The organism is Paraferrimonas haliotis (assembly GCF_002282895.1).
In the GTDB taxonomy this organism is placed as follows: Bacteria; Pseudomonadota; Gammaproteobacteria; order Enterobacterales; family Shewanellaceae; genus Paraferrimonas; species Paraferrimonas haliotis.
Genome location: NZ_NRRB01000004.1, coordinates 304,385 through 328,004 on the forward strand (window position 1 = coordinate 304,385; position 23,620 = coordinate 328,004).

At 47.8% G+C, this 23,620-nt stretch carries 22 protein-coding genes and 4 tRNA genes; 13 read left to right on the top strand and 13 right to left on the bottom strand.

What is annotated here, in order from left to right; translation table 11 throughout:
* The first annotated feature begins 36 nt into the window (after positions 1–36).
* Complete coding sequence (locus tag CLC91_RS10500; protein ID WP_095500404.1) at positions 37–969, top strand: LysR family transcriptional regulator; 933 nt, start codon at positions 37–39, stop codon at positions 967–969.
* On the opposite strand, the gene CLC91_RS10505 is transcribed toward CLC91_RS10500, so the two are convergent.
* From CLC91_RS10505 to imuA, 3 genes are read right to left on the bottom strand one after another with little or no spacing between them, the layout of a single operon-like run.
* Positions 963–4,073 carry an error-prone DNA polymerase gene (locus CLC91_RS10505; protein WP_095500405.1) on the bottom strand — a complete coding sequence of 1,037 codons (3,111 nt, stop codon included), beginning with the start codon at positions 4,071–4,073 and terminating at the stop codon, positions 963–965. The genes CLC91_RS10500 and CLC91_RS10505 overlap by 7 nt on opposite strands.
* Positions 4,073–5,506 carry a Y-family DNA polymerase gene (locus CLC91_RS10510; RefSeq protein WP_095500406.1) on the bottom strand — a complete coding sequence of 478 codons (1,434 nt, stop codon included), beginning with the start codon at positions 5,504–5,506 and terminating at the stop codon, positions 4,073–4,075. Before CLC91_RS10510 ends, CLC91_RS10505 begins: the two co-directional genes overlap by 1 nt.
* Entirely contained in the window at positions 5,506–6,180 is a 675-nt protein-coding gene (gene imuA / locus CLC91_RS10515) for a translesion DNA synthesis-associated protein ImuA (protein WP_095500407.1), read from the bottom strand. The genes CLC91_RS10510 and imuA overlap by 1 nt, the downstream gene beginning before the upstream one ends.
* A 138-nt stretch (positions 6,181–6,318) precedes the next feature.
* On the opposite strand from imuA, the gene CLC91_RS10520 reads away from it, so the two are divergent.
* The 5 genes from CLC91_RS10520 (at position 6,319) to CLC91_RS10540 (ending at position 9,796) form a co-directional block, all read left to right on the top strand.
* Positions 6,319–6,654: an MGMT family protein gene (locus CLC91_RS10520; protein WP_095500408.1), complete on the top strand. Its 336-nt coding sequence runs from the start codon at positions 6,319–6,321 to the stop codon at positions 6,652–6,654.
* Between the two features lie 30 nt (positions 6,655–6,684).
* Complete coding sequence (locus CLC91_RS10525; protein WP_095499301.1) at positions 6,685–7,443, top strand: DUF3108 domain-containing protein; 759 nt, start codon at positions 6,685–6,687, stop codon at positions 7,441–7,443.
* A 108-nt stretch (positions 7,444–7,551) separates the two neighbouring features.
* Complete coding sequence (locus CLC91_RS10530) at positions 7,552–8,256, top strand: spondin domain-containing protein (RefSeq protein WP_095499300.1); 705 nt, start codon at positions 7,552–7,554, stop codon at positions 8,254–8,256.
* 10 nt (positions 8,257–8,266) lie between these two features.
* Entirely contained in the window at positions 8,267–8,992 is a 726-nt protein-coding gene (locus tag CLC91_RS10535; protein WP_095500409.1) for a spondin domain-containing protein, read from the top strand.
* A gap of 69 nt (positions 8,993–9,061) precedes the next feature.
* Positions 9,062–9,796 (top strand): response regulator transcription factor, encoded by a 735-nt coding sequence (locus tag CLC91_RS10540; protein WP_095500410.1) that lies wholly within the window; start codon positions 9,062–9,064, stop codon positions 9,794–9,796.
* Between the two features lie 12 nt (positions 9,797–9,808).
* On the opposite strand, the gene CLC91_RS10545 is transcribed toward CLC91_RS10540, so the two are convergent.
* The gene (locus tag CLC91_RS10545; RefSeq protein WP_095500411.1) at positions 9,809–10,588 is read right to left on the bottom strand and encodes a class II glutamine amidotransferase; all 780 of its coding nucleotides are present in this window, start codon (positions 10,586–10,588) and stop codon (positions 9,809–9,811) included.
* Positions 10,589–10,826: 238 nt separating this feature from the next.
* Here CLC91_RS10545 and fadE point away from each other — a divergent pair, with 238 nt between their 5' ends.
* Positions 10,827–13,274: an acyl-CoA dehydrogenase FadE gene (fadE, locus tag CLC91_RS10550; protein WP_095500412.1), complete on the top strand. Its 2,448-nt coding sequence runs from the start codon at positions 10,827–10,829 to the stop codon at positions 13,272–13,274.
* 126 nt (positions 13,275–13,400) lie between these two features.
* Here the strand turns inward: fadE and CLC91_RS10555 are convergent.
* The 5 genes from CLC91_RS10555 to dnaQ all read right to left on the bottom strand — a co-directional run bounded on the left by CLC91_RS10555 (position 13,401) and on the right by dnaQ (position 14,655).
* A tRNA-Asp gene (locus CLC91_RS10555) sits at positions 13,401–13,477 on the bottom strand.
* A gap of 25 nt (positions 13,478–13,502) precedes the next feature.
* Positions 13,503–13,579: transfer RNA gene (locus CLC91_RS10560), tRNA-Asp, on the bottom strand.
* Between the two features lie 26 nt (positions 13,580–13,605).
* Positions 13,606–13,682, bottom strand: a tRNA-Asp gene (locus tag CLC91_RS10565).
* Positions 13,683–13,708: 26 nt separating this feature from the next.
* Positions 13,709–13,785: transfer RNA gene (locus CLC91_RS10570), tRNA-Asp, on the bottom strand.
* Between the two features lie 141 nt (positions 13,786–13,926).
* Positions 13,927–14,655 (bottom strand): DNA polymerase III subunit epsilon, encoded by a 729-nt coding sequence (gene dnaQ, locus CLC91_RS10575; RefSeq protein ID WP_095499295.1) that lies wholly within the window; start codon positions 14,653–14,655, stop codon positions 13,927–13,929.
* A 63-nt stretch (positions 14,656–14,718) separates the two neighbouring features.
* Between dnaQ and rnhA the strand changes: the two genes are divergently transcribed.
* Entirely contained in the window at positions 14,719–15,195 is a 477-nt protein-coding gene (gene rnhA / locus CLC91_RS10580; protein ID WP_095499294.1) for a ribonuclease HI, read from the top strand.
* Between the two features lie 38 nt (positions 15,196–15,233).
* On the opposite strand, the gene CLC91_RS10585 is transcribed toward rnhA, so the two are convergent.
* Positions 15,234–15,944: a class I SAM-dependent methyltransferase gene (locus CLC91_RS10585; protein WP_095500413.1), complete on the bottom strand. Its 711-nt coding sequence runs from the start codon at positions 15,942–15,944 to the stop codon at positions 15,234–15,236.
* Between the two features lie 110 nt (positions 15,945–16,054).
* Here CLC91_RS10585 and gloB point away from each other — a divergent pair, with 110 nt between their 5' ends.
* A complete protein-coding gene (gene gloB / locus CLC91_RS10590; RefSeq protein ID WP_095500414.1) occupies positions 16,055–16,831 on the top strand; it encodes a hydroxyacylglutathione hydrolase in 777 nt (258 codons plus the stop codon).
* A 58-nt stretch (positions 16,832–16,889) separates the two neighbouring features.
* Entirely contained in the window at positions 16,890–18,458 is a 1,569-nt protein-coding gene (locus tag CLC91_RS10595; protein WP_095499291.1) for a lytic transglycosylase, read from the top strand.
* Positions 18,459–18,533: 75 nt separating this feature from the next.
* Here the strand turns inward: CLC91_RS10595 and CLC91_RS10600 are convergent, their stop codons facing one another.
* Positions 18,534–20,360, bottom strand: coding sequence for an AsmA family protein (locus CLC91_RS10600; RefSeq protein WP_095499290.1), 1,827 nt, complete (start codon positions 20,358–20,360; stop codon positions 18,534–18,536).
* Positions 20,361–20,406: 46 nt separating this feature from the next.
* Positions 20,407–20,892 carry a putative 4-hydroxy-4-methyl-2-oxoglutarate aldolase gene (locus tag CLC91_RS10605; protein ID WP_095499289.1) on the bottom strand — a complete coding sequence of 162 codons (486 nt, stop codon included), beginning with the start codon at positions 20,890–20,892 and terminating at the stop codon, positions 20,407–20,409.
* Between the two features lie 150 nt (positions 20,893–21,042).
* Between CLC91_RS10605 and CLC91_RS10610 the strand changes: the two genes are divergently transcribed.
* From CLC91_RS10610 to CLC91_RS10620, 3 genes are all read left to right on the top strand, one after another.
* The gene (locus CLC91_RS10610) at positions 21,043–21,372 is read left to right on the top strand and encodes a hypothetical protein (RefSeq protein WP_095499288.1); all 330 of its coding nucleotides are present in this window, start codon (positions 21,043–21,045) and stop codon (positions 21,370–21,372) included.
* A 16-nt stretch (positions 21,373–21,388) separates the two neighbouring features.
* Positions 21,389–21,667: a peptidylprolyl isomerase gene (locus CLC91_RS10615; protein WP_095499287.1), complete on the top strand. Its 279-nt coding sequence runs from the start codon at positions 21,389–21,391 to the stop codon at positions 21,665–21,667.
* Between the two features lie 370 nt (positions 21,668–22,037).
* A complete protein-coding gene (locus CLC91_RS10620; protein ID WP_095499286.1) occupies positions 22,038–22,295 on the top strand; it encodes a helix-turn-helix domain-containing protein in 258 nt (85 codons plus the stop codon).
* Positions 22,296–22,351: 56 nt separating this feature from the next.
* Here the strand turns inward: CLC91_RS10620 and CLC91_RS10625 are convergent, their stop codons facing one another.
* Positions 22,352–23,545, bottom strand: coding sequence for a lytic murein transglycosylase (locus CLC91_RS10625; protein ID WP_095499285.1), 1,194 nt, complete (start codon positions 23,543–23,545; stop codon positions 22,352–22,354).
* Positions 23,546–23,620 lie beyond the last annotated feature (75 nt).

A 23,620-nucleotide genomic window follows, 5' to 3' on the forward strand; every position in this document is an offset into this window, starting at 1 on the left:
CTAACCGAATAACCCATTTGAGTATGAGCGCACCCTATGTACCGAGCACGAGTCACTCTCGAGCAATGGCGAATATTACAAGCCGTGGTGGATTACGGCGGCTATGCTCATGCGGCAAAAGCGCTGAACAAAAGCCAATCTTCGCTAAATCATGCGGTCGCAAAAATGCAAAGCCAACTGGGGATACCTCTGTTAGAGGTGGTGGGACGCAAGGCGCAATTAACGGAACACGGTGAAACCTTGTTACGACGCTCTCGTGAGCTCAGCTATAACGCTGAAGCAATAGAGCTATTGGCGCAGCAATTACAAAGCGAGTGGGAGCAAAGCTTGCACCTGTTTTGCGAGCAAGTATACCCCAATCACCATCTGCTCGACGTATTAGAAGCGTTTCATTCACAGAGTCAGGGAACGCAATTGGTGATCTCCCATCATAAGTACAGTCAAAGTTACGCGAAGGAGCTCAGTTCAAGCTTAGAGATTACTTCGCAAATCAGTAACGAAGCCATTGCTGAGCCTTTGTGTAACAGCGAGCTGTTGTTGGTGTGTCATCGCAGTCATGAATTAGCGCAACAACCTCAGCCATTATTAGAAAACGAATTGGCCAGTCACTTGCGCATTCAGGTGGAGAAATTAAACCAACTAACCGGTGTTAAACGAGTGAGTTATCATGGCCAAATACACAGCCAATCAGAGCCAGAATATTTGGATTCCATCAGCTCTAAACAAATTTGGGTGGTGGATAATTACCATGAAATGGTGCGCATTCTTATGCGCGGTTTAGGCTACGCTTGGCTGCCAAAACCACTGGCTCAATCGCTTATAGAACGAAAACATTTGTTTCAGTTGCAACTGAGCGGCTGTTCGCACCTATTGCTGCCTATATATCTCATTGTGAACCATCGCGATCTGCAAGGCCCAGCCTCGCGAATATTAGAATCCATTATATTGCGCCAACATTCGGATCAATGAAAATCTCTTGAACTTACGGTTAAGGCATCGCATTCATGAGAAATGTCTTGTAAGCGTCCGGCTATCACATGAATCACACCCTCTGACATTTCCACATGACCGTGAACTTTTAGCAATTTAGCGGTTAAAAACGGCTTACGTTGTGCTTTAGCCGTTGCCGCCCACACCACCACATTAATATTGCCAAATTCATCTTCCAAGGTAACAAAGGTGACCCCAGACGCAGTTCCTGGTCGCTGCCTTCCCACCACTAACCCTGCTACGGTGACAATTTGCCCAGAGCGTGCACTCGATAGCTCATTGCTAGGACAACACCCTGATAATCGCTTCAGTTGTCTGAGCAAGCTTAATGGATGTTCCCCAAGCGTTAAGCCTAATTGCGCGTAATCGCTAATGACCGCTTGCGCTGAAGTCTCAGGAGCTAACTTAACCGTTTGTTCAGGTTTGTTGTAGCGGCTATTATCCTCTTTAACCTCGTTGACTTCACTAATGTCATGACTTTCAAATAAGGGCAACGAGGGCTGATAAGCCGCCATTTGCCATCGGGCCTGATGGCGATGACCCGCTAAACTTTTGAGCGCATCAGCGGCGGTTAACGCCGCCAGCTCGTTACGCTTTAGGTTCATCGCGAGAATCGTATCTAGCTTACTAAAGCCCTGTTTTGGCCTTACTTCCAACAACTGCTCAACCGTGTTAAACGACAACCCTTTAACTAAGCGAAACCCCAGTCGAATGCAAGGATTTCCATGCTCGTCGGCCTCTAAGCTGTGATCCCAATTGGACGCATTAATGTCCACTGACCGAACCTGCACTCCATGGCGAATCACATCCTGAATCAATTGCGATGGCGTATAAAAGCCCATCGGCTGACTGTTTAGCAAACCACAACAAAAAGCCGCTGGGTGGTGGAACTTTAAATAAGCCGATACATAGGCCAGTAAGGCAAAGCTGGCGGAATGGGACTCGGGAAAACCGTATTCACCAAAGCCGCGAATTTGCCGATACACAGCTTGCGCAAACTGTTCGCTGTATCCTTTTCTTGCCATGCCCTTTAGCAGCTTTTGCTCAAATTGTTGTAACTTACCATTGCGCTTCCAACTGGCCATTGCCCGCCTAAGCTGATCCGCCTCTCCGGCACTGAATCCAGCGGCCACCATCGCCAGCTTTATCACTTGCTCTTGAAAAATAGGAACCCCAAGGGTACGCTCCAGAACTTGTTGCACTTCCACACTTGGATAGCTCACTGGCTCAACCCCTTTTCGGCGGCGCAAATATGGATGGACCATGTCTCCTTGAATAGGCCCAGGGCGAACAATCGCAATTTGAATCACTAAGTCGTAATAACAAGCCGGTTTTAGTCTCGGCAGCATATTGGTTTGGGCTCGCGATTCAATCTGGAACACCCCCACGCTGTCACCTCGCTGCAGCATTTGATAAACCTGGCTTTGCTCTCTCTCAATAGAGTTCATGTTATAAGGCTTGCCATAAAAATCACTGAGCAAGTCAAAGCTGCGACGAATGGCGCTGAGCATCCCTAATGCCAATACATCCACTTTTAACAAGCCTAACGCTTCCAGATCGTCTTTATCCCACTGGATCACCGTTCTTTGTGCCATTGCGGCATTCTCAATTGGAACTAAGTGATCTAAGGGGCCTCTTGAGATAACAAAACCGCCTACGTGCTGCGATAAATGCCGCGGGAAACCTAAAATCTGCTCCACCAGCGGAATCAGGTGTCGAGCTCTCGGGCTTTGCTCATTAACCCCTAATTGCTGTAACTGTGCCTGCCAAGACGTTTCATTATCTCGCCTATCGACGCCTTTTAATAAGCGCTCTACCCACTGCTCATCTAACCCTAACGCTTTGCCGACATCTCGCATGGCACTTTTAAAACGGTAGCTGATAACCGTTGCCGCCAGTGCAGCGCGATCCCGACCATACTTGCGATACAAATATTGAATGACTTCTTCGCGACGTTGATGCTCAAAATCCACATCAATGTCTGGGGGCTCGTTGCGCTCTTTGGAAATAAAGCGTTCAAACAGTAAATTCACTTGGGTTGGATCGACTTCGGTGATCCCCAAGCAATAACACACCACCGAATTAGCCGCAGAGCCTCGCCCTTGATGCAAAATATGTTGTTGTTTCGCAAACAAAACTAAATCGTAGATGGTGAGAAAAAAATACTCATACCCCATTTCGATTATCAGCTTAAGCTCTTTGCAAATCAGCTGTTTAACGCTGGCTTGAGTGCCATTAGGGAATCGTTTTGCAAACCCTTTCCAAGTTTCTTGGGTTAAATATTGACTAGCATTCATTCCCGCAGGAACCAACTCTGACGGATACTCGTAGCGCAACTCAGCCAAATCGAACTGACATTGCTGGCTAATAACTAGGGTATTTTGCAACCATTGAGCTTCAAAACGTCGCTCTATCGCCGTTAGGCTCTTTAAGTAACGTTCTCGATTGGGCGCCAGTAAACTGCCCGCCTGATCAATAGAGGTGCCGTGGCGAATGCAGCTTAACACATCTTGTAAGGCTTGCTTCTCTGCGCTGGCCATATGCACATTACCAGCGGCAACACAGGCTAAGTTCCAACGCCTGGCAAAACGACTAAGGTAGTGCAAACGCTGACCGTCTGTGGCATCTAGTGGGCGTTCCATTAATACATATAGCCGTTCACCAAACCAACGACTTAACTGAGCGGCTAAAGGGCTGTCCATAGCCACATCATCATTCGGTCGCCACAGCATAAAACAATCGCCTAAATCGCCAGAGAAATCGTCAAATGACAGCTGGTAAGCTCCTTTTTCACTGCGTCGACGCGCTTGGCTTATAAGACTGGATAACTGCCCATAACCCTTTCGATTCTTAGCCAATAACACAAAGCAGCCTTGTTGCAATTGAAACTCACTGCCAATGATCAAAGGCAGCTGGCATTCTTTGGCCGCTTCCCAGGCTCGAACAACACCCGCTAACGAGCACTCATCTGTGATGGCTAGTGCTTGATAACCTAAGGCTTTGGCACGCTCAACCAGCTGTTGCGGTGCAGATGCTCCCCGTAAAAACGTGAAGTGGCTGATGCAATGTAACTCGGCGTACATTAGCCAAACCAACCGTGAATAAACCACTGTTTTTGCAGACCATCTTGGCCAGCGGTGGTTCTAAAGACCCAACATAATGCGCCCTGTTCGTGGCGGGCCAAGTAATAGTCTCTTTGCACCCAATCACTGTCCCACCAGCCCGATTCAATCCGTTCGGGGCCGCGCACTAACATCAACTGTTGACGGTTAATGGCTTGAGGCTCCTCTAGTAACCAACTCGGTCTAATAGACTTTGTGGTTTGAGCCGGCGCTTGCTGGGGCTGATTAACGGGCAAACGACACCAGGCTTTTTCAGGACGATGCTGATCCTGCCAACCCAACCCAGATACTCGCTCCTGCCCCATTCGAGCCTGCAAGCGCGCGACTAACTGCTGCTTTTGCTCTCGCCCTTGAGTTTGCGGTAACCAAGAGTCGGCTTTATTTTCATAAGCACCAAAGCGAGTCACTTTAATGCCCATTTCAATAACCGGTGCGCTCAGTTGATGACGAGTTAACTGTAATTGAGCCAACTCCAGTAATTTATTCGCTTGGCATTGAGCAAACGCAAGTTCAAATGTCAGCCATTGCTGTTGCTTGTCGCGATATTTTAACCATAACTTCCAACAACTCACCGCCAGCTGACGTTGTTGTAAGTAGACTTGCAACTCGCCGAGTAAGCGTTGCAGTGGAAACTGGAGCGCACTCAATTGCTCGATCTCATGATTTAAAGGTAAGCGTCGCTGATAACCCGGTGGCGGCTGATAAAACGCCAGCGGTTGTGGCAAAGTTCCACTCAGCCTCGCTAATTGCTCACTCAACTCTGGACCAAATCGATGCCCAAGCTCCACCAGCGGCAACGTTTGCAAGTCAGCGAACTGGCGCAACCCCATGCCTTGCAATGCTTTCACCTGCTCCTCTAACAACCCAAGCTCTGCCACGCTCAGTCGTTGCAAAGCCTGTTTAACTTTAGGTCGACTCAGCTGCAATTGCGCCTGACCACTACGGGCTAAGAGTTCGGCGGCCAAAGGGTTATCGGCAATGGCCAGCGAAGGCGTTAAACCGTGCAAGCTCGCACAATAGCGATAATCGTTCAGTAGCTTATCGATGCCTCCAAAAAGTTTCACCATGGAGCCGATTTCTAATAACACACAAGCAGGCGCTCGCAAGGCCACTCGAGCACTGAACCGATAGCTCCAGCGAGCCAGCCAGTTAAGACTTTCACAAGCCAACTCAGCTTGATTGGCAAACAACTGCAAGTTACTTTCTAAAGCGGTGGCTGTGGCCATACTTTGGCCAATGGATACCCCTGCTTGAGTGGCCGCTGCATTGCATTCAATCACCCGAGCAGGCTTACCCTCGAGTAGCACCGCCGCAGGACTAACGTCTTGCTCTTGATGGCTGACCATTAAGTAATTTAATGACAGGCAAGGATCGTGTACCGCTAACCACCACATTACCAAGGCCCTTGAATCACTTGCCCTTGTTGCTCCGGCTTTACCATGCCCCACTGACTATCTCCAAGCTCTAATCGAAAAGCGGCACTGGGCCAGCCTCCACGACGCTTTACAATGCGGATCTCGCTGCCCTGTAATAACCGCTTAATGGCTATCTTTAACTGTACTGGGTGGTTGTCGTGTTCAGAAGTGCCGCTGCTAAACAACACCAACAAACATTGCCCTTTTTCCGCAGCCAACTGCAACCGTCGAGCTTGTGCCACACTCAACTGCGTTAACCAAGCAAACACCAAACGGCAAGCACCGCTGCTCACACTTTGCTCTAAGGCCCATAAGGCTTGCTTATGATCTTCGGGCTCTAACAGCAATTGCTGCGCTAAGTCGACGCCACTGCCTGCAAGACTTGGCGCATAAGGAATGGCCGGTGGCGATAACCACACCACCCACTGACTCAAGCTTGCCATATGCCTCAGTAACGGCATGAATAATTGCAGCTCACCTTGCCCTGGTTGTTCGCAAATCATTTGACACACACCAACCTGTGGCCAACCTCCCCCTGCCAGTTGCTTATCCAATTCACTGAAGCCGGTGGGATAGCTGTCTTGCTGAGTTTGCCATTGGTTTGCACGCCAAACGTCGTGTCGCTCTAGCAGCTCAGATAAGTCGGATTTCATAGCACCTTAAACCCTTACAATGTAGCTAACACTGATAACTGTATATTTATACAGTATAGGTTTTTTTACTCAAATGACCAACAATAAAATGAATCAGCAAGCTTAATCGCCTAACCAAAAAGCTAAGGTTTTGATAACGTGAATAAAAACGAGAAAATTCAATACATCGCCCGCTTAATCCCATCAGGCAAGGTTGCCACCTATGGGCAAGTAGCTGATTTAGCAGGATTTCCAAACGGTGCCAGAATGGTCGGTCGAGCCCTTGCTGCCGCACCTGAGGGTAGCCAGATTCCTTGGCATCGCATCATTAATAGCCAAGGTAAGATTAGTTTGCCAAAAGATTCAAACGCTTACCGAGAACAAATGGAACGATTACGCAGTGAGGGAGTCATAATTACCAATGGAAAAATAAAAATGAGCGAATATTGCTGGCATCCAGATAGCGCCACCCTTATTCTATCCATACCGTTCTAACGGCCTTGTTGGTCCATAAGAGGATGTTTAATGAAACACTGGCTTGTTTCGCTAGCCGCCGTCGCTAGCATGGCTACAAACGCAAATCCCTTAGATCCGTTTACCGCCGAATATAAGGTTTACTACGGAAACATTGAGCTGGGAGGCGCTCGCTATCAGCTGGAAAAAACCAGTTCTGAGCAATTTCAATATAAGTTCGACTCCAGTTTGTCATTCCTCGTATTGAGCGATAAACGTAAAATGAGCAGCGAATTTAGCCGCGATCAACAACAACTTCAGCCCATTCGATTTATGCATGATCGCAAAGGCACCGGCAGCGACTTCAATGAACAAACGGCGTTTTTAAAAGGCGCGCAGTTAATCCATAGTCGCTACAAAGGCGAAAAAGCCAAATTTGACTATGACCGTCCGATCTTCGATCCACTCATGGTACAGCTGCAATTGCGCCTGGATTTATACAATAGCGAAGCGAAAGGCCACGAAGACGGTGAGTACCATTACGAGATGGTAAAAGATAACGAAATCGAAGAGTACGGTTTTAAAGACGCCGGCACCGAGACCATCACAGTCAATGACATTAGCTACGACACCATCAAGCTCGAAGTCATTCGCAACAGCAAGAAACGTAAAACCGTGGTGTGGTTTGCACCCGAGCTGGATTACCTGCCGGTGCAATTGGCTCACTTTGAAAAAGACAGTAAGCAACTCAATATACGGTTAGCCAGTTATCAACCTAGCGTTGTGGCAAACCAGACCGACGTCGCCACTTTAGACAATCCAATTCCTTAACCTCTGCACGGCGAATTAAATCGTGATACTTATGTGATAAATTCGCCACCCTCTAGTGACTTTCCTTCGCCACACTAAACTTCAATCGTGTAAAAGGAGAGTCACAAAATGAGAACAACACTAATAGCCGCCACATTAGCTTCAACCGTCACCGCTTTTTCAGCCACGAGCAGTTACGCCGCTGAATTAGAGATGACCTTGACCAACTTAACCCATGGTAGTCACTTCACCCCAGTATTGGTGGCGGCCCATCCCGCTGACCAGCATTTCTTTCAAGCAGGCGAAATGGCTTCCGTTCAGATGCAAAGCATTGCTGAGGGTGGTGACATCTCTGGCCTGCAAACTGCACTTGAAGGATTGGGGGCACCACTAGTCGCTAACCCAGCCGGAGGTCTCATGGCTCCGGGCAGCAGCGTTAGCTTCATGCTCGACAGCGGCGATAACCCGGTATTGTCCCTCGCCGCCATGATCCTGCCCAGTAATGACGGTTTTGTGGGCTACGACAGTTGGATGATCCCAGAGGAAGCCGGTACCTATACCCTATATCTAAAAGCCTGGGATGCCGGCACTGAAGCCAACGATGAAATCATCAATGGCGGCGGCGCTAATGGCGCACCTGGAATTCCAGTGGCTCCTGGCGGTGATGGCGGCATGAACGGTACCGGTGTTATGGACGGTTCAATGAATGACATGGTTCATATTCACCCTGGAGTACTGGGCGACACCGACCCACAAGGTGGCATGAGCGACCTAGATAGCCGCATTCATCGTTGGTTAAACCCTGTAGCTAAGCTTGTAATTACCGTTAAGTAAGGAGGCTGCTATGACTATACTTACCTCGACTAATAAGCGGTTACTGGCCATTGCTTTGATGACCGCGGCGTTAACGGCTTGTGGCGACGACGATGATGATAACGGTGACGATCCCGTGGTAATGCCACCACCGGCCATGACTCAAACTTATCAAATCACTTTGGTTAACTTAACGGCTAATCAACCCATGTCTCCAGCCACAGTAGTCAGTCACCCTGACAGTATTGCGCTGTGGACCACCGGAGAAATGGCCAGTGAAACCCTAGAAATGATGGCTGAAGGCGGTGATGGCAGCGGCTTTGCTGAATTGGAGCAAGTATTAGCGTCAACCTCGGCAGACGGCATGCTTATGCCCGGAGATAGCCAAAACATTGAATTTGAACTCACTGCCGAGCAGGTGGATCAGTTAAGCTTCACAACAATGCTGGTCAACACCAATGACGCCTTTACCGGCCTAAACGGCTTCGACTTTTCGGCGTTAGCGGTGGATGAGCAACAGGCCTTTATGCTCAATGCCTACGATGCCGGTACCGAAGCTAATAGCGAGGTTAAAGGCAGCATTCCAGGCCCAGCTGACGGCGGTGAAGGGTTTAACGCCGAGCGCGATGATGTGGATAGAGTTTTCCTTCACTCTGGAGTAATTTCTCAAGCCGATGGACTCATGGATTCAGTGCTCATGCCCTCACACCGTTTCGATAACCCAGTACTTGCCGTTCATATTACTCGAACAAAATAAATAAATTCTTGTAACAAAAATATCCCTTTTCAGGTCTGTTATTTCAGCGACCAGAAAAGGGATATTGATATGAACTTAACATCCATATCGTCACAACAAAAATTGTTACTCATTTCTAATGAGCCCGAGCTCACCCAAGTACTCAATGTAAACTTAACCAGCTTAGGCTATGACATCTGCCATTGCGCCAGCATTAAGCACGCAAATAAAGCCCTCTCTCACAGTCAGTATTCCTTAATTCTCTTAGACCGACGACTGCCCGACGGCGACGGCATCCTTTTAGCGCAACAATTGCGCCAAAACAATCAGTTCACCCCAATTATGGTGATGAGCGATCAAGGCAGCGAAGCCGACATCGTGCTGGGATTGGAATCTGGGGCAGACGATTACCTTGTGAAACCGGTGAGCGTATTAGAGTTGCGGGCGCGCATCAAAGCACGGCTGCGCCAAAGCCAAGCGCAACAGGATTATACTCGAGAATTGTGTTTCGAAGGGGTACGCATCAGTGCCTTGGAACGACAACTGTATCTGCAAGACAAAGCCATTAAGCTTACCGCTCGTGAGTTTGATTTACTGTGGCACCTTGCCTGCTCTCCCCAGCAAGTATTTAGCCGTGAGCAATTATTGCAATCGGTGTGGGGATATCACCATCATGGGTACGAACACACAGTTAATAGTCACGTGAATCGGCTTCGAAATAAGTTGGCCAACTACCCAGGCTTTAACGAGCTGGTGCAAACGGTGTGGGGCGTTGGCTATAAATTTGCACCTAAGCCCCAGAGTCAACGCCAAGCCTCTGCTTAGCGCCGTAATGTCTCACTTGGATTGAGCGAACAGCTCACCTTGGCGAAACACGCACCATTGACCAGGCTTCATCACCTGCCACTGTTCGTTGTCGGTTAACGGGCGAGTTGCTATCACTGTAACCACGTCATTGGGTGTTGTTTCTTTATCAAAATCCACCACCATATCCGCGTCAATCAATTGCGCTTTACCAAAAGGCGCGCGTCGCGTTATCCAACTCAGGTTATTTGAACAATAACTCATGATGTAATTACCATCACTGAGCATCATGTTAAAGACTCCAAATTGGCGCAGCTTATCGGCAAGCTTAGCCACATAGCGAAACGCACTCTTAATGTTAGCGGGCCGTTTGGGATATTTTTTTTGCAACTGCTCCATTATCCAACAAAACGCCAATTCGCTATCTGTATTACCTACCGGCACAAACTGTTCGCATTGCAGCGCCTGTTTATATCCAGACAGTTGGCCATTATGAACATAGGTCCAATAGCGCCCCCACAACACTCGGGTAAATGGGTGGGTGTTTTCTAAGCAAACTCGACCGCGATTTGCTTGTCGAATGTGACTGATCACTGTGCAACTTTTTATGGGGTAGGCTTTGATTAACGACGCAATTTCGCTTTCGCTCGATGGCTTGGCATCTTTAAAGGTTCGACAGCCTTTTCCTTCGTAAAAAGTAATTCCCCAACCGTCTACGTGAGGACCGGTCACGCCCCCTCGTTCAACTAAGCCGGTAAAACTAAATACAATATCCGTGGGGACGTTGGCCGACATCGCCAAAAGTTCGCACATGGATGTACATCCTCATCTACAAGTTTGCCTTTAACGGCATTATATCGCGCAAAACGTCAAAGTAATCCGAAATTTACTTTAGCAACGTATCAAGAGTAAACACCGAATTAAAACATTTGTTTGAAAATGAGTTGCATCTCTTCGGCTGAACGGTTAATTTTGTGTGATACAGGTCTGACCACGGACTATACTGTGAGTTAGCGCAATAAAAAATAGATCACCTTACAAGGAGTACCCAGTGCATACACTCATTCTGACGCTAGGCGTCTTGGTTATAATTGGTAGCCTGAGCTATCTCAGGGTGTCACTCATGATGTCAACCTTGACTGTGTTTGCATTTTTGTTTGCTACCCACTTCGTTACCCCAGTTCCAATCGGCCTTTGGGTTGTTTTTGCTGTGGTTGCAGTACCATTGAACCTCAGCGCCGTGCGACGCTCGCTGCTGTCTAAACCCATTTTAAAGGTTTATCGCAGCATCATGCCGGAAATGTCTTCCACTGAAAAAGAAGCCTTAGACGCGGGCACCACTTGGTGGGAAAGCCAACTGTTTGGCGGTGAACCTGACTGGCAAACACTGCACAACTACCCACAGCCTCGTTTAACCGCTGAAGAACAAGCTTTCCTTGATGGTCCTTGTGAAGAAGTATGCGCCATGGTCAGCGACTTTGAAGTGAACCACGAACTCGCCGACTTACCAGAAGATGTGTGGAAGTTCATCAAAGAGAAAGGCTTTTTCTCTATGATCATCAAAAAGAAATACGGTGGTCTTGAGTTCTCCGCCTACGCCCAAAGCCGTGTGTTACAAAAGCTTTCTGGCGTCAGCGCTGTGTTGTCATCGACTGTTGGTGTGCCTAACTCCCTGGGGCCCGGAGAATTACTGCAACACTACGGTACCGCCGAGCAGCAAAATTACTATTTGCCTCGCTTAGCTAAGGGCGAAGAAGTCCCTTGCTTTGCACTCACCTCTCCTGAAGCGGGCTCTGATGCCGGTGCCATTCCAGACTTTGGCGTAGTTTGCCACGGTGAATGGCAAGGCGAGCAAGTGTTAGGCATGAAGCTGACTTGGAACAAGCGCTACATTACTCTGGCGCCGGTAGCCACTGTGCTTGGGCTTGCCTTCAAACTGCGTGATCCCGATGGTTTGCTGGGGGATCAAAAAGAAATCGGCATTACCTGCGCCTTGATTCCAACCACAACCCCCGGGGTGGTGATTGGCCGTCGTCACTTCCCACTTAACACCATGTTCCAAAACGGGCCAACCCAAGGTAATGAGGTCTTTGTTCCATTAGACTACATTATTGGTGGCCCTAAAATGGCAGGCCAAGGCTGGCGTATGCTTGTGGAATGTTTGTCCGTTGGTCGCGGTATCACGCTACCATCGAATTCTGCCGGTGGCGCCAAGAGCATTGCCGCAGCGACAGGCGCTTACGCTCGCATCCGTCGTCAGTTTAAATTGCCGATTGGTAAGTTAGAGGGTATTGAAGAGCCGTTAGCGCGCATTGGTGGCAACACCTACTTAATGGACTCAGCCAGTGCCCTAACCACAACCGGTATTGATTTAGGCGAAAAACCATCGGTAATTTCCGCCATTGTTAAGTGTCATCTTACCGAGCGTCTGCAGAAGGTCTTGATTGACTCTATGGACATTCATGGCGGTAAAGGGGTTTGTTTAGGGCCGAATAACTATGTCGGCCGTGGCTATCAAGGCGTGCCGATTAGCATTACCGTGGAAGGCGCTAACATTCTGACCCGTAATATGATCATTTACGGTCAAGGCGCGATTCGCTGTCATCCTTACGTGCTTGCTGAAATGGAAGCGGCGTTCCTTGACAACGAACAACAAGCCATCGCTGATTTTGATAATGCCCTGTTTGGCCACATTGGCTTTAGCTTAAGCAACTTCAGCAAGAGTGTGTGGATGGGATTAAGCTCGGCGCGCTTTACCAGCGCCCCAACGAGCGACGTCACCAAGCGCTACTATCAGCACTTAAACCGCTTTAGCGCCAATCTGGCCTTGTTGTCAGACTTAGCCATGGCAACCTTAGGCGGCGATCTTAAGCGCAAAGAGCGCATCTCGGCTCGTCTTGGTGATATGCTCTCTCAGCTTTATTTGGCATCGGCGACCTTAAAGCGCTTTGAAGACGACGGTCGACCAGAGCAAGACTTACCGTTATTGCAATGGGCGGTAGAAGACTCGCTCTATAAGCTGCAAACTGCGTTAGAAAGCTTATTAGAAAACTTCCCAGTTAAAGGTTTAGGTCGCACCTTAAGTTGGTTAATCATGCCGTGGGGCAAACCTGTGAGAGCACCATCCGATAAACTGGATCACAAAGTGGCTCGCATACTCCAAACCCCAAGCGAAACTCGCGACCGCTTAATCAATGGCCAATACTTCAAAGCCATTGAATCGAATCCAATTGGTATTGTTGAGCAGACCTTACATCAAATACTGGCGGTAGAGCCTGTATACGATAAAATCTGCAAAAAACTTGGCAAAAAGGTTCCGTTTATCTTCTTAGATAAATTAGCGGCACAAGGCTTAGAAATTGGCGCTATCAATGAAGAGGAAGCTAAGCAACTTTGTGAAGCCGAAGTGGGACGATTGAAGGTCATCAACGTCGACGATTTCGACCCCATCGAGTTACAAGCTAAGCAATTGCCTAAGCAGCAACATAAAGCGGCATAAACCACTGCCATCAGCAAACCAAGAAACGCTTACCAACGGGTAAGCGTTTTTTTATGGCTGCTACCCGTCTACTGAATTTCAGGCACAAAAAAACCTGCTCAAGGCAGGCTTTGTCTCTTATGAGAGTGGCGGAGCGGACGGGACTCGAACCCGCGACCCCCGGCGTGACAGGCCGGTATTCTAACCAACTGAACTACCGCTCCACATGGTCTCAACGTAACTAAGTCGTGGCGGAGCGGACGGGACTCGAACCCGCGACCCCCGGCGTGACAGGCCGGTATTCTAACCAACTGAACTACCGCTCCACATGGGCTTAAATCTTGTTAAGCTGTGGCGGAGCGGACGGGACTCGAACCCGCGACCCCCGGCGTGACAGGCCGGTATTCTAACCAACTGAACTACCGCTCCACATGGGCTTAACGTGCAACTTGAAGTGGCGGAGCGGACGGGACTCGAACCCGCGACCCCCGGCGTGACAGGCCGGTATTCTAACCAACTGAACTACCGCTCCACTCTCAAGTGCGGGCTGAATAATACGGTTGCACGCTCAAAGCGTCAACCCTTTTTAAGAAACAATTTGTTCGTTTACTCAAAAAATCGACAAACGACGCAAACTTAGCCAAGTATTGAACAAAATTAGAGTGATAAATGGCTAACCTTGCTCCCATAAACAGCCATGCTTGTCGGCAAACACCTTTAACCGTTGTTGATGTTCGACTAACTCTTGCTCAGTTGCACTCACCACCTTAAGAGGCGAGCGGTTACTGTCGATGCGACGAATGGAAAGTTCTTGGTCACCGCCCCCCTGCTCCGACCAATTCAGCTTAGTTTGGCCGCCGGTCATAAGCAGGTAAACGTCCGCTAGAATTTCCGCATCCAACAACGCCCCGTGCAAGGTACGGTGGCTGTTATCGATGCCGTAGCGTTTACACAAGGCATCGAGGTTGTTTTTCTGGCCTGGAAATAAACGTTTGGCCAGATCCAGTGAATCGGTCACCTTACAAAGATTGGCGGTTTTAATCTCGCCGCGATTCAGCATGGAGAATTCCAGATCCATAAAGCCCACATCAAAGGGGGCGTTATGAGCCACCAGCTCAGCACCATCAATGAAGGCGATAAACTCATCGGCAATCTGTTCAAACAAAGGCTCGTTCATTACTCGTTCGTCGGTAATGCCGTGAACGCCAATGGCTTCTTCATCAATGGGCATTTGTGGATTAATGTATTGATGATAGGTACGCCCTGTTAAACGGCGATTAATGACCTCTACGGCGCCAATTTCAATGATGCGATGCCCTAAATAATGAGGACCGCTGCCTTGGTTCATACCTGTGGTTTCGGTATCAAGAATGATTTGTCGAGTATTAGTTGCTTGTGACATAGGCCTTTAGTATGTTGCTCAGTGTCCAATGGAATAAAGACTGGCTAACATGGTAACAAGCAAATGCGCCCACGCAAAACGATAACTGTCTACACCGATGGTTCCTGCCTTGGAAATCCCGGCCCGGGCGGTTATGGCATCGTGTTAATTTACAAACAACACCAAAAAGAATTAGCCAAAGGCTATCGCTTGACCACCAATAACCGCATGGAAATGCTGGCAGCGGTGGTGGCACTGGAATCATTAAAAGAGCCTTGTAACGTAGTTCTCACTACCGATAGCCAGTATCTGCGCCAAGGTATTACTCAATGGATTCACGGTTGGAAGAAGAAAGATTGGAAAACCGCGTCCAAACAACCGGTAAAAAACGTTGATTTATGGAAACGCTTAGATGCGGTGCAACAGCAGCATCAGATTGAGTGGAAATGGGTTAAAGGTCACTCTGGCCATCCGTTAAATGAGCGGGTCGACGATTTGGCAAGAGCCGCCGCTGAAGACCAAGCAACTGAAATTGATCAGGGTTACGAAGGTTCTCAATAAAGCGTATCACCCATACGCAATATTGAGAACGATTAAACCTAACTCTTTGTTTTGTTGTACCTTCCTGCAGATGGAATCGATTGCCATTTGCGCGATTTAAGCCGTTGACGCTTGCGAATTGGCGTCAAGGGTAAGCTCACTTTCTTAGCCACAATCATGTAAACACTGCCCGCGTAACCAAAGTGTCGATCAGCAAACTGCTGTAATTTGCCCTGAGGATTCATCGGTGTGAGCAAGTGGTGAGGCAACATGCGTTGGTTATCAATTACCTGATAACCCAATAAACTCAACCAATCGCAGATACGAGCGCTTAAGAAAAAGCGGCCGCACCAAGGAAACTGCTTGCGCTTATTGGGCAGCGCCTGACCAAGAAGTAGGCCACTAAGCGGATTAAAACCAACAATGATTAAATGCCCGCCCGCAATTATTGTGCGGTCTAATTCTCTCAGCAATGCGTGGGGGTCCGCTTCAAAATCGAGAACAAAGCTCATCAAGCCAACATCAATGCTGTGGCTTTGAATGGGCAAGCACTCCGGTGTAAAGCGAATATCGACGTCGCCATCGTTATAACCACTGAAATGGCGTTTAACCGGGCAGGATTGCGAATCAATCGCAGCTGATAATGCTCCAAACTTCAACAAGTGTTCGCCAACAAATGAGCGAAGCCAAGGCTCAACGGCCTGCTGCACTTGCTGTTGAATGATCAAGCCGTTTGCTAATTGCTGCCACTGTAAAGGCTTTTCAAACACAAGCAGTTCCTTTTGTCGCTAACCAGAGTTAGATTAGGCCGAAATAGACTATACAAGCAAGCCCAACACTCAGTAAACTGAGTTAGATTTCAGCTCATTTTGAGGACGTTATGATACAAGTCGACGCCATCGCCGCATTTTCCGATAATTACATTTGGTGTTTGCATCAAGATAACAATGACCGTTGCGTCGTGGTTGACCCAGGCAGTGCCCAAGAAGTCATCACCTACCTTAAAGAGAACAAGTTAGTGCTGGAGGCGGTACTGATAACCCACCACCACTGGGATCACACCAATGGCCTAACCGACCTGATTGATTTTTGTAATGGCGACTTAACCATTTATGCCAGCGAGCATTGCCAACTCGACGTCGATTACAAAGCCTTACACCATGGCAGCGCCATCTATTTGAGTGGCTTAGATCTTGAGTTGACGGTGATCGCCACACCAGGCCATACCCTCGACCACATTTGTTATCTTGGTGACGACAAACTCTTTTGTGGCGATACTCTGTTCAGTGGCGGCTGTGGGCGCTTATTTGAAGGCACTGCGGAGCAAATGCATGCATCGTTACAACGGTTGGCCAAGCTTCCTGCTTCAACCCAAGTGTTTTGTACACACGAATACACCAGTGCCAATTTGTCCTTTGCCAAAGCGGTTGAGCCTAGCAACCAGGCGTTGATACATTATCAACAACAAGTTCAAGACTGGCGTAAACTTGAACGCCCTTCTTTACCCTCCAGTATAGCCAACGAATTGAAAATCAACCCATTTCTACGATGCCATTTGCCGTCGGTGCAAGAAAGTATTGCCCGTCATAGCCAACAGCCGGTGAATGATAGCGTTACCGCCTTCAAATTACTGCGACAGTGGAAAGACAGCGCTTAACAAAAACGTTATTATAGCCCTTTTTTGCAATCACATTATTTCGGGAATCAGTTTTTTCATGCGACAATTTGTTCCTACTGCACTCGTTGCCGCTCTGCTACTGGCCGGCTGTCAAAGTTCAAGCACAATTACAAAGCAACCTGAGCCTCTCCCTACCGAGCCTACAAACACCGCACCAGCGAATGCGGCAGTGGTCGAAACGCCGCCCAAAGAGCCTGTTAAAACAGAGCAAGCCGTGGTCATTGAGGACGTATGGCAACGTATGCGCATGCAAATGCACATGCCCATCCCGCAAAATAAACGGGTTCAAACCTTCGAGAACTGGTACAAACGTAACCCGAAACACTTAGCCAGAGTCAGCAAACGCGCCGAGCCATACATGTACTACATTATGGAACAAGTAGAGGCTCGTGGCTTGCCTATGGAGTTGGCGTTATTACCCATTATTGAAAGTGCCTTCGCACCCTACGCCATATCACACGTAGGCGCGTCTGGCTTTTGGCAATTCACTAAGCCCACGGCCAAGCACTTTGGGTTGCACATGGATTGGTGGTACGACGGTCGCCATGACGTTATCGCCGCCACAGATGCAGCATTGGACATGCTGGAATACCTATACCGCCGTCTCGACAACAACTGGCTCTACGCCGTTGCGGCCTACAACAGTGGCGAAGGGCGAGTAATGCGCTCTATTCGACGCAATAAACAGCAAGGATTAGCCACCGATTTTTGGTCGCTTAATCTGCCCAGTGAGACCGAAAAATACGTTCCGCAATTATTGGCGTTGGCCGATGTCATTAAAAACCCAGACCAATACGGCATTACTTTATTTCCAATCGCCAACAAGCCTGTGGTTGAAGCGGTGGATGCCGGATCGCAAATTGACTTAGCGTTTGCCGCCGACATGGCCAACATGTCGGTTCAAGAGTTACAAAAACTCAACAGTGGCTATATGCAATGGGCCACTTCACCCAATGGGCCTCACAATATATTGTTACCCATCGACCGCGTCGAAACCTTTAATAACGCTCTTGCTAATACCGATGCTAACGCGCGAATCAAGTGGCAGCGGTATCAAATTAAAAATGGCGACAGTTTGAGTGTGATAGCTCAGCGCCATAAGACGTCCGTTGACATCATTAAGCAAATTAACGGCATGAATAACAATCGGATCGTTGCCGGTAAACACCTACTGATACCGGTTGCGGCCAAAGATTTGAGCCAATACCCGCTAAGCTTAGCCCAGCGTCAACAAGCCGCTCAGGCCGCCAGCGCGCCTAATAAGATTAACCACGTAATTCAAGCGGGTGACTCGTTGTGGAAAATTGGCCAGCAATACAATGTGTCGTATAAAAAGATTGCCCGCTGGAACAACATGGCAGAAAACGCACCTCTACGCCCGGGTCGTACCCTAGTGGTTTATAGCAACAGTGCAAAAGTAACCAGCAACGGCGTCATCAGAACCATTACCTATCGTGTTCGCAAAGGGGATTCTCTGTCACTCATTGCTTCTCGCTTTAACGTAACCGTTAAGCAACTCAAGCAATGGAATCAATTTGACAGTAAATATCTTCAACCTGGGCAACGATTGAAAGTGCACGTCGACATTACCAAAGTAAACGTTTAGACAAGCGGAATCATCCCAATAAAAAGCCCCTAAGGCCAATGGCGTTAGGGGCTTTATTATTTATGACTCTGACGATTAACCGCCGAAGCGTTTGAATAATTTGTCTTTAAGTTTATTCTTTTCTTCGTCTACTCGTTGCTTCATTAGGCTGTCGCTGTCTAAACCAATTTTAGGGTTGTTAAAAGAGCCTTTAATATTGATTGGCACCGTAAGACCCTTCATGTCGGTGTTGCCACCTTGGCCATCGAGACTGCCTACAACTTTCGCTGCAACCGTGTAATCTACCTGCTCATTTACGATGTCCGCATCGCCATCACCACTCACTCGCAATAATGGACTCACCATTAATAAATCGGGATTAGTGATTACGCCATTCTTGCTGCTAAAGCTACCGGTTAATGCGGTGAAGTCGGTTTTTTGTTCCGCTTGGGTTTTAGAGAAATCCCCTTTAAGTGCTGCTTGTCCTTCTCGAATTTTTTGAGGAATGTTAATGCCATAAAGCGATCCATCGGTCACTTTGAAGTTGCCATTGGCCAGCAAGTTCTTCTTAAGTGCAGTTGGCTTTAACGACGAGCCGCTGCCCTTAACCGCAATATTGGCGCTGCCCGTGACAAAATCCATGTCCATAAAGTCTTTCATCAATGGCTGTATTTGTACTCCGGTCAGCTTCTCATCAAACCGATACTTGGCTATTGTGCCGGTAGCATCTAGGGTCGCGGTAGTCAACAATGTACCCTCGTACAAATCAGCTGACAGTTGCGATAGGGTTAATACACCGTCTTTAAGCTCTGTATTTACCTTCCAATTATTGGTAGTCAGGCCCGCCGCTTTCACTTGGGTAACCGTAACCTTACCTTCGAAGTTAACTAAACTTAATGCTGACAAGTCTGGCTCAACCTCAGGCTCCGTTGATGCCGTCGTATCGGAGCCTTCTGCAGCGGTTTCCTTTTTCGGTTGAGAGCCGGCCAACGCATCTAAATCCACATCACCAATGTCCAATTGCAGCGCAATATTGGGTACCTTAGCACCGTAATCAACATCTAAAGCACCGCTCATGTTGATATCAAGTAATGTGCCTTTAAAATTGCTTAAGCGTGCCATGCTGTTGGCTAAGTCCAACTGCATGTCTTGGCTGTTTTCCACCACCAAAGGCGCTTGTTCAAACCCTTTACCGGATACGGTGGTGTTCATTTTGGTGTCGCTCATGGCGATGAGTGTTAATCCTTTATCTATGTTTAAGATGCCATTAAACAGCAGCGCAATTTGGTTGTCGCCCGTATCCACCGCTAGGTTAATGCTAAAGTCGCTATCGACACCTGGACTAAAGCGTTGCAATCGGAATTCGTTAAGATCAATTTGCGAGCGACTGCCCTGCTGTTGATTATCAACAACGATGCGGGCGTTCTCAAACAATATCCCCTCAATGGACAGTTCTGCTAATGACATAGAAGCGTCGGTCGAGGCTGTTTGTTGAGGTGCTTTTTCGTCGGGCTCTTGCGCTTCAGTGGATTTTGAAACCATGCCATCTAAACTGGAGCGGCCATCGGTTAGGGTTATCATATTCACCGCAATACCGCTGAAAATAAGTTCACCAACGCGAAGTTGCCCTTTTAATAGCGGCAGCAACTCTACGTCCGCTTGCAGCCTTTCAGCGTAAAACAAAGGATCATCGCTCACCCCTTCTGCGTTCGCTAACTCAATGCCACCCATGGTGATGCCCAGGCTTGGAAAAAATCGCAGTTCGATGTCGTCCTTAATTAATAACTGTCGTCCGGTCTGCTCAGCCGCAGCATCGGTAATTTGTGGCTTAAAATCATTAACATCTACAAAGGCGATGATATAACCCACCCCCAACAACACAACTAAGATGAAAATCAGACCTATGGTTTTAATTGCTTTCATTATTCTTCCTTTTTCTAGCCCTTACAGCTCAGTCTAGCTAATAAACTTACTCTATCTCTAATTGGCTCTCAGATACCGCAATACCGTTTAAATCGGCGTATATCCACTGTCCCGAACGAATCTTAATGTTATTTAACTCGATGGTTTCTCCCACGATGCCCACACCCAACTTTTCGGTTTTAATGGGGGCGGTACCTAAAGCTTGCACGCCTATTGCCATGTCAGCTATTTCACCGGCATCCCTTATACAGCCATTAATAATCACCCCAGCCCAACCGTTAGCGATGGCTGACGCAGCAATCAGATCACCAAGCAATGCCCTGCGCATGGAGCCGCCACCATCAACCACCAACACCCGTCCTTGTCCTGGTTGATTCAATAACGACTTTACTTTCGAGTTATCTTCGAAACACTTCACTGTTTCAATAGGCCCGTAAAAACATTGGTGGCCACCAAAGCTGCGGTAACTACTACTAACCCAATGAATTTTATCGGCAAATTGATCAAACAAGTCCGGTAATAGATCGTTCACGGCAACCCTTCCTTAACATCCTGTTCACCTATTCAAAAATAGCACTAATTTAATTGAATTTGTTGATCTTTTTATAGAAGCGCTAAACTAATATAAGATAACATCCAAGTTAAGACCGTTTTTAACCAATCAAGTTTACAAGCGAGCATTATGAGCACACCCCTTTCACTCGAGGAAGCCGTAGCTTCTTTAGAAGAGTTTCAACATAAAAGTGTAAACTCGGATCTCAGTAGTGCCAGAACCAAAGAGCAAATGGCAGCGTGCATTCGCGAACTGGAGTACAGTGAAAAGCGCATGTTATTGCTTATTCAAGCGAGTAATCAAGTGCTGGAAGAGATGCAACGGTTGGCTCTTAAAAAAGAACAGATTCAGACCTATAAAAGTAAAATCATTAACACCGCTAAAGAGCTTAATATGAGCTATCACGAAGTGGTGCAAATCATGGCCGACATGAAGCCATCAACCCCATCCAAAAAGTAACCGTTAAGGAAATACAATGTCTCAAGCGAGTGCACGTCACATATTGGTCGACAGCGAAGCCAAATGTTTAGAACTTAAAAGCCAAATTGAGCAAGGCGCCGAGTTTGCAGAAGTAGCCAAACAACATTCAAATTGCCCATCAGGACAGCAAGGCGGCGAATTAGGTACATTTGGCCCCGGCATGATGGTTGCGGAATTTGATAAAGTGGTATTCTCTGCGCCACTGAATACCGTTCAAGGTCCCGTGCAAACGCAATTTGGCTATCACCTACTGGAAGTGACCAGTCGTAGCTAAAGCAATGATCGCTGTCGCACACTGCTGGCAGCGATCAATTTTTAACCGCCGTTTGAACTGGTTCAAACTTCTCTAAACACGGATTTAAAATTCCGTTCAATTGGAATATATAAAGCTGTTGCGCTATTGTAAAAATATTGCAATAAAATTCCGCATTTCCACGGAAAAATTTAGCCCAGTTATCATTTTTATCCTTAAGCATTGAATGGACTTGCTAATCGGCGGATGAGTTCATTAGACTCAATCGCAAGCTCAAGTTGTTAAAGTGTTTTCTATGACTAACGAGCGGTTCGTCGGATGACCAAGCCTAGGGGCATTTGTGGTTGTCAAAATTCATCACCTTCGGGTGTTTTTATGAGTTCAAAAGACTATGCCGAAAACAGCAGTAGATAAAACGAGTATAGCGCAAGCACTAAACGAGCTGCGTATCAAGAGTAAACTCAGTCAGGAGAAGCTAGCCCAACAAATTGGTATTTCTGATAGGTACGTCAGGAATATTGAAAGCGGCAAAAGCATGCCATCTTTTGACATTGTGCGTCGTTGGTTTTTTGCTACGAAAGCCACTAAAAGAGATATTTTCTCGATCATTCAAATGGCGCCTAAAACTGAATTGCACGACGAAGCATAGCCTTCAAAAAAAAAGCCAGAGCATTCGCTCTGGCTTTTTATAGTCGCTGCACCGCCTCACTTCAGCAGATAACCGATAAACTGTTGATTCGGGTAACCGTCAGCCATGAGTTTGTGGTCTCTTTGATATGCTTGAATACCCGCACGAGTTTTAGGCCCTAGACGACCATCCGGCTTACCCACATCATAGCCTTTCAAATTCAGTTGTTGCTGAACCTGTTCAAGTTGTTCCACTCTTAGCTTAGGAAATTTGGCTAAATTGACCTGCAAGCCACCGCCTCCGGCTATTCGATTGGCAAGATGCCCTACACTCAGTGCATAGGATTCGGAACGATTCCAACGCATGATCACATCAAAATTATGATAGGTTAAAAATGCGGGTCCTTTATAGCCCAATGGCAGCAATAAACCCGCTTCCATCTCCAGCTTAGGGATCGCTACACCATTGGCTTGTACGAGCCCTTGTTCACGCCAATACGACAAGGGTTGACGATGAGCACGGCCCAGATTATCAATGTTGTAATTGTTGGGAATAACCACTTCCCGACCCCATCGTTCACCGGATTTCCAACCCAATTGCTGCAAAAAGTTGGCCGCAGACGTTAAGGCGTCAATTTCGCTGTTCCAAAGGTCTATCACACCATCGCCATCACCATCTACTGCATAAGCGTTGTACGCGGTAGGCATAAACTGGGTGTGTCCCACCGCACCCGCCCAACTGCCCTGCAAGCTGTGTGGCTTGAAACCATTATTTTCAGCCAGCTTCATGACTTCCACAAACTCCTGGGTGAAATAATCTCTTCGTCGTTGATCGCACGCCAACGTGGCGATGGCATTAACCGTTGGCATTTTGCCTTTATAGCTGCCGAAGTTGGTTTCAAGCCCCCAAAAGGCAATCAGGTATTGCCCGGGAACGCCATATTCATGAGTGAGGGTTTTGAGTAACTCATGATGCTTTTGATACAGCCTTCGTCCTTCTTGCACACGCCAGTCTGTGATCCGCTTTAGCATGTACTCAGCAAAGGTCTCTCGAAACTCGGGCTGACTGGAGTCCAACGCTAAGGTGCGCTTAATCGGTGCCACATCCACCATGGTGTTATCAACAAATGATTGGCTAACACCGGCTTGAATTGCGGCATTACTCAATCGTACTTTACATTGTTCAAAAGATTCATCGGCACCATGAGCTAGGGGCGATAACAGACCAATAAGGGAGAGGCTCAGTAACGAAAGACGGGCGTTAGATATCATGAAAATTCCTACTGCAAGGCTGGAGACAACGCGTTCATCGCTTAGTAATACCAAAGCCTTCACTAGGCTTGCAAC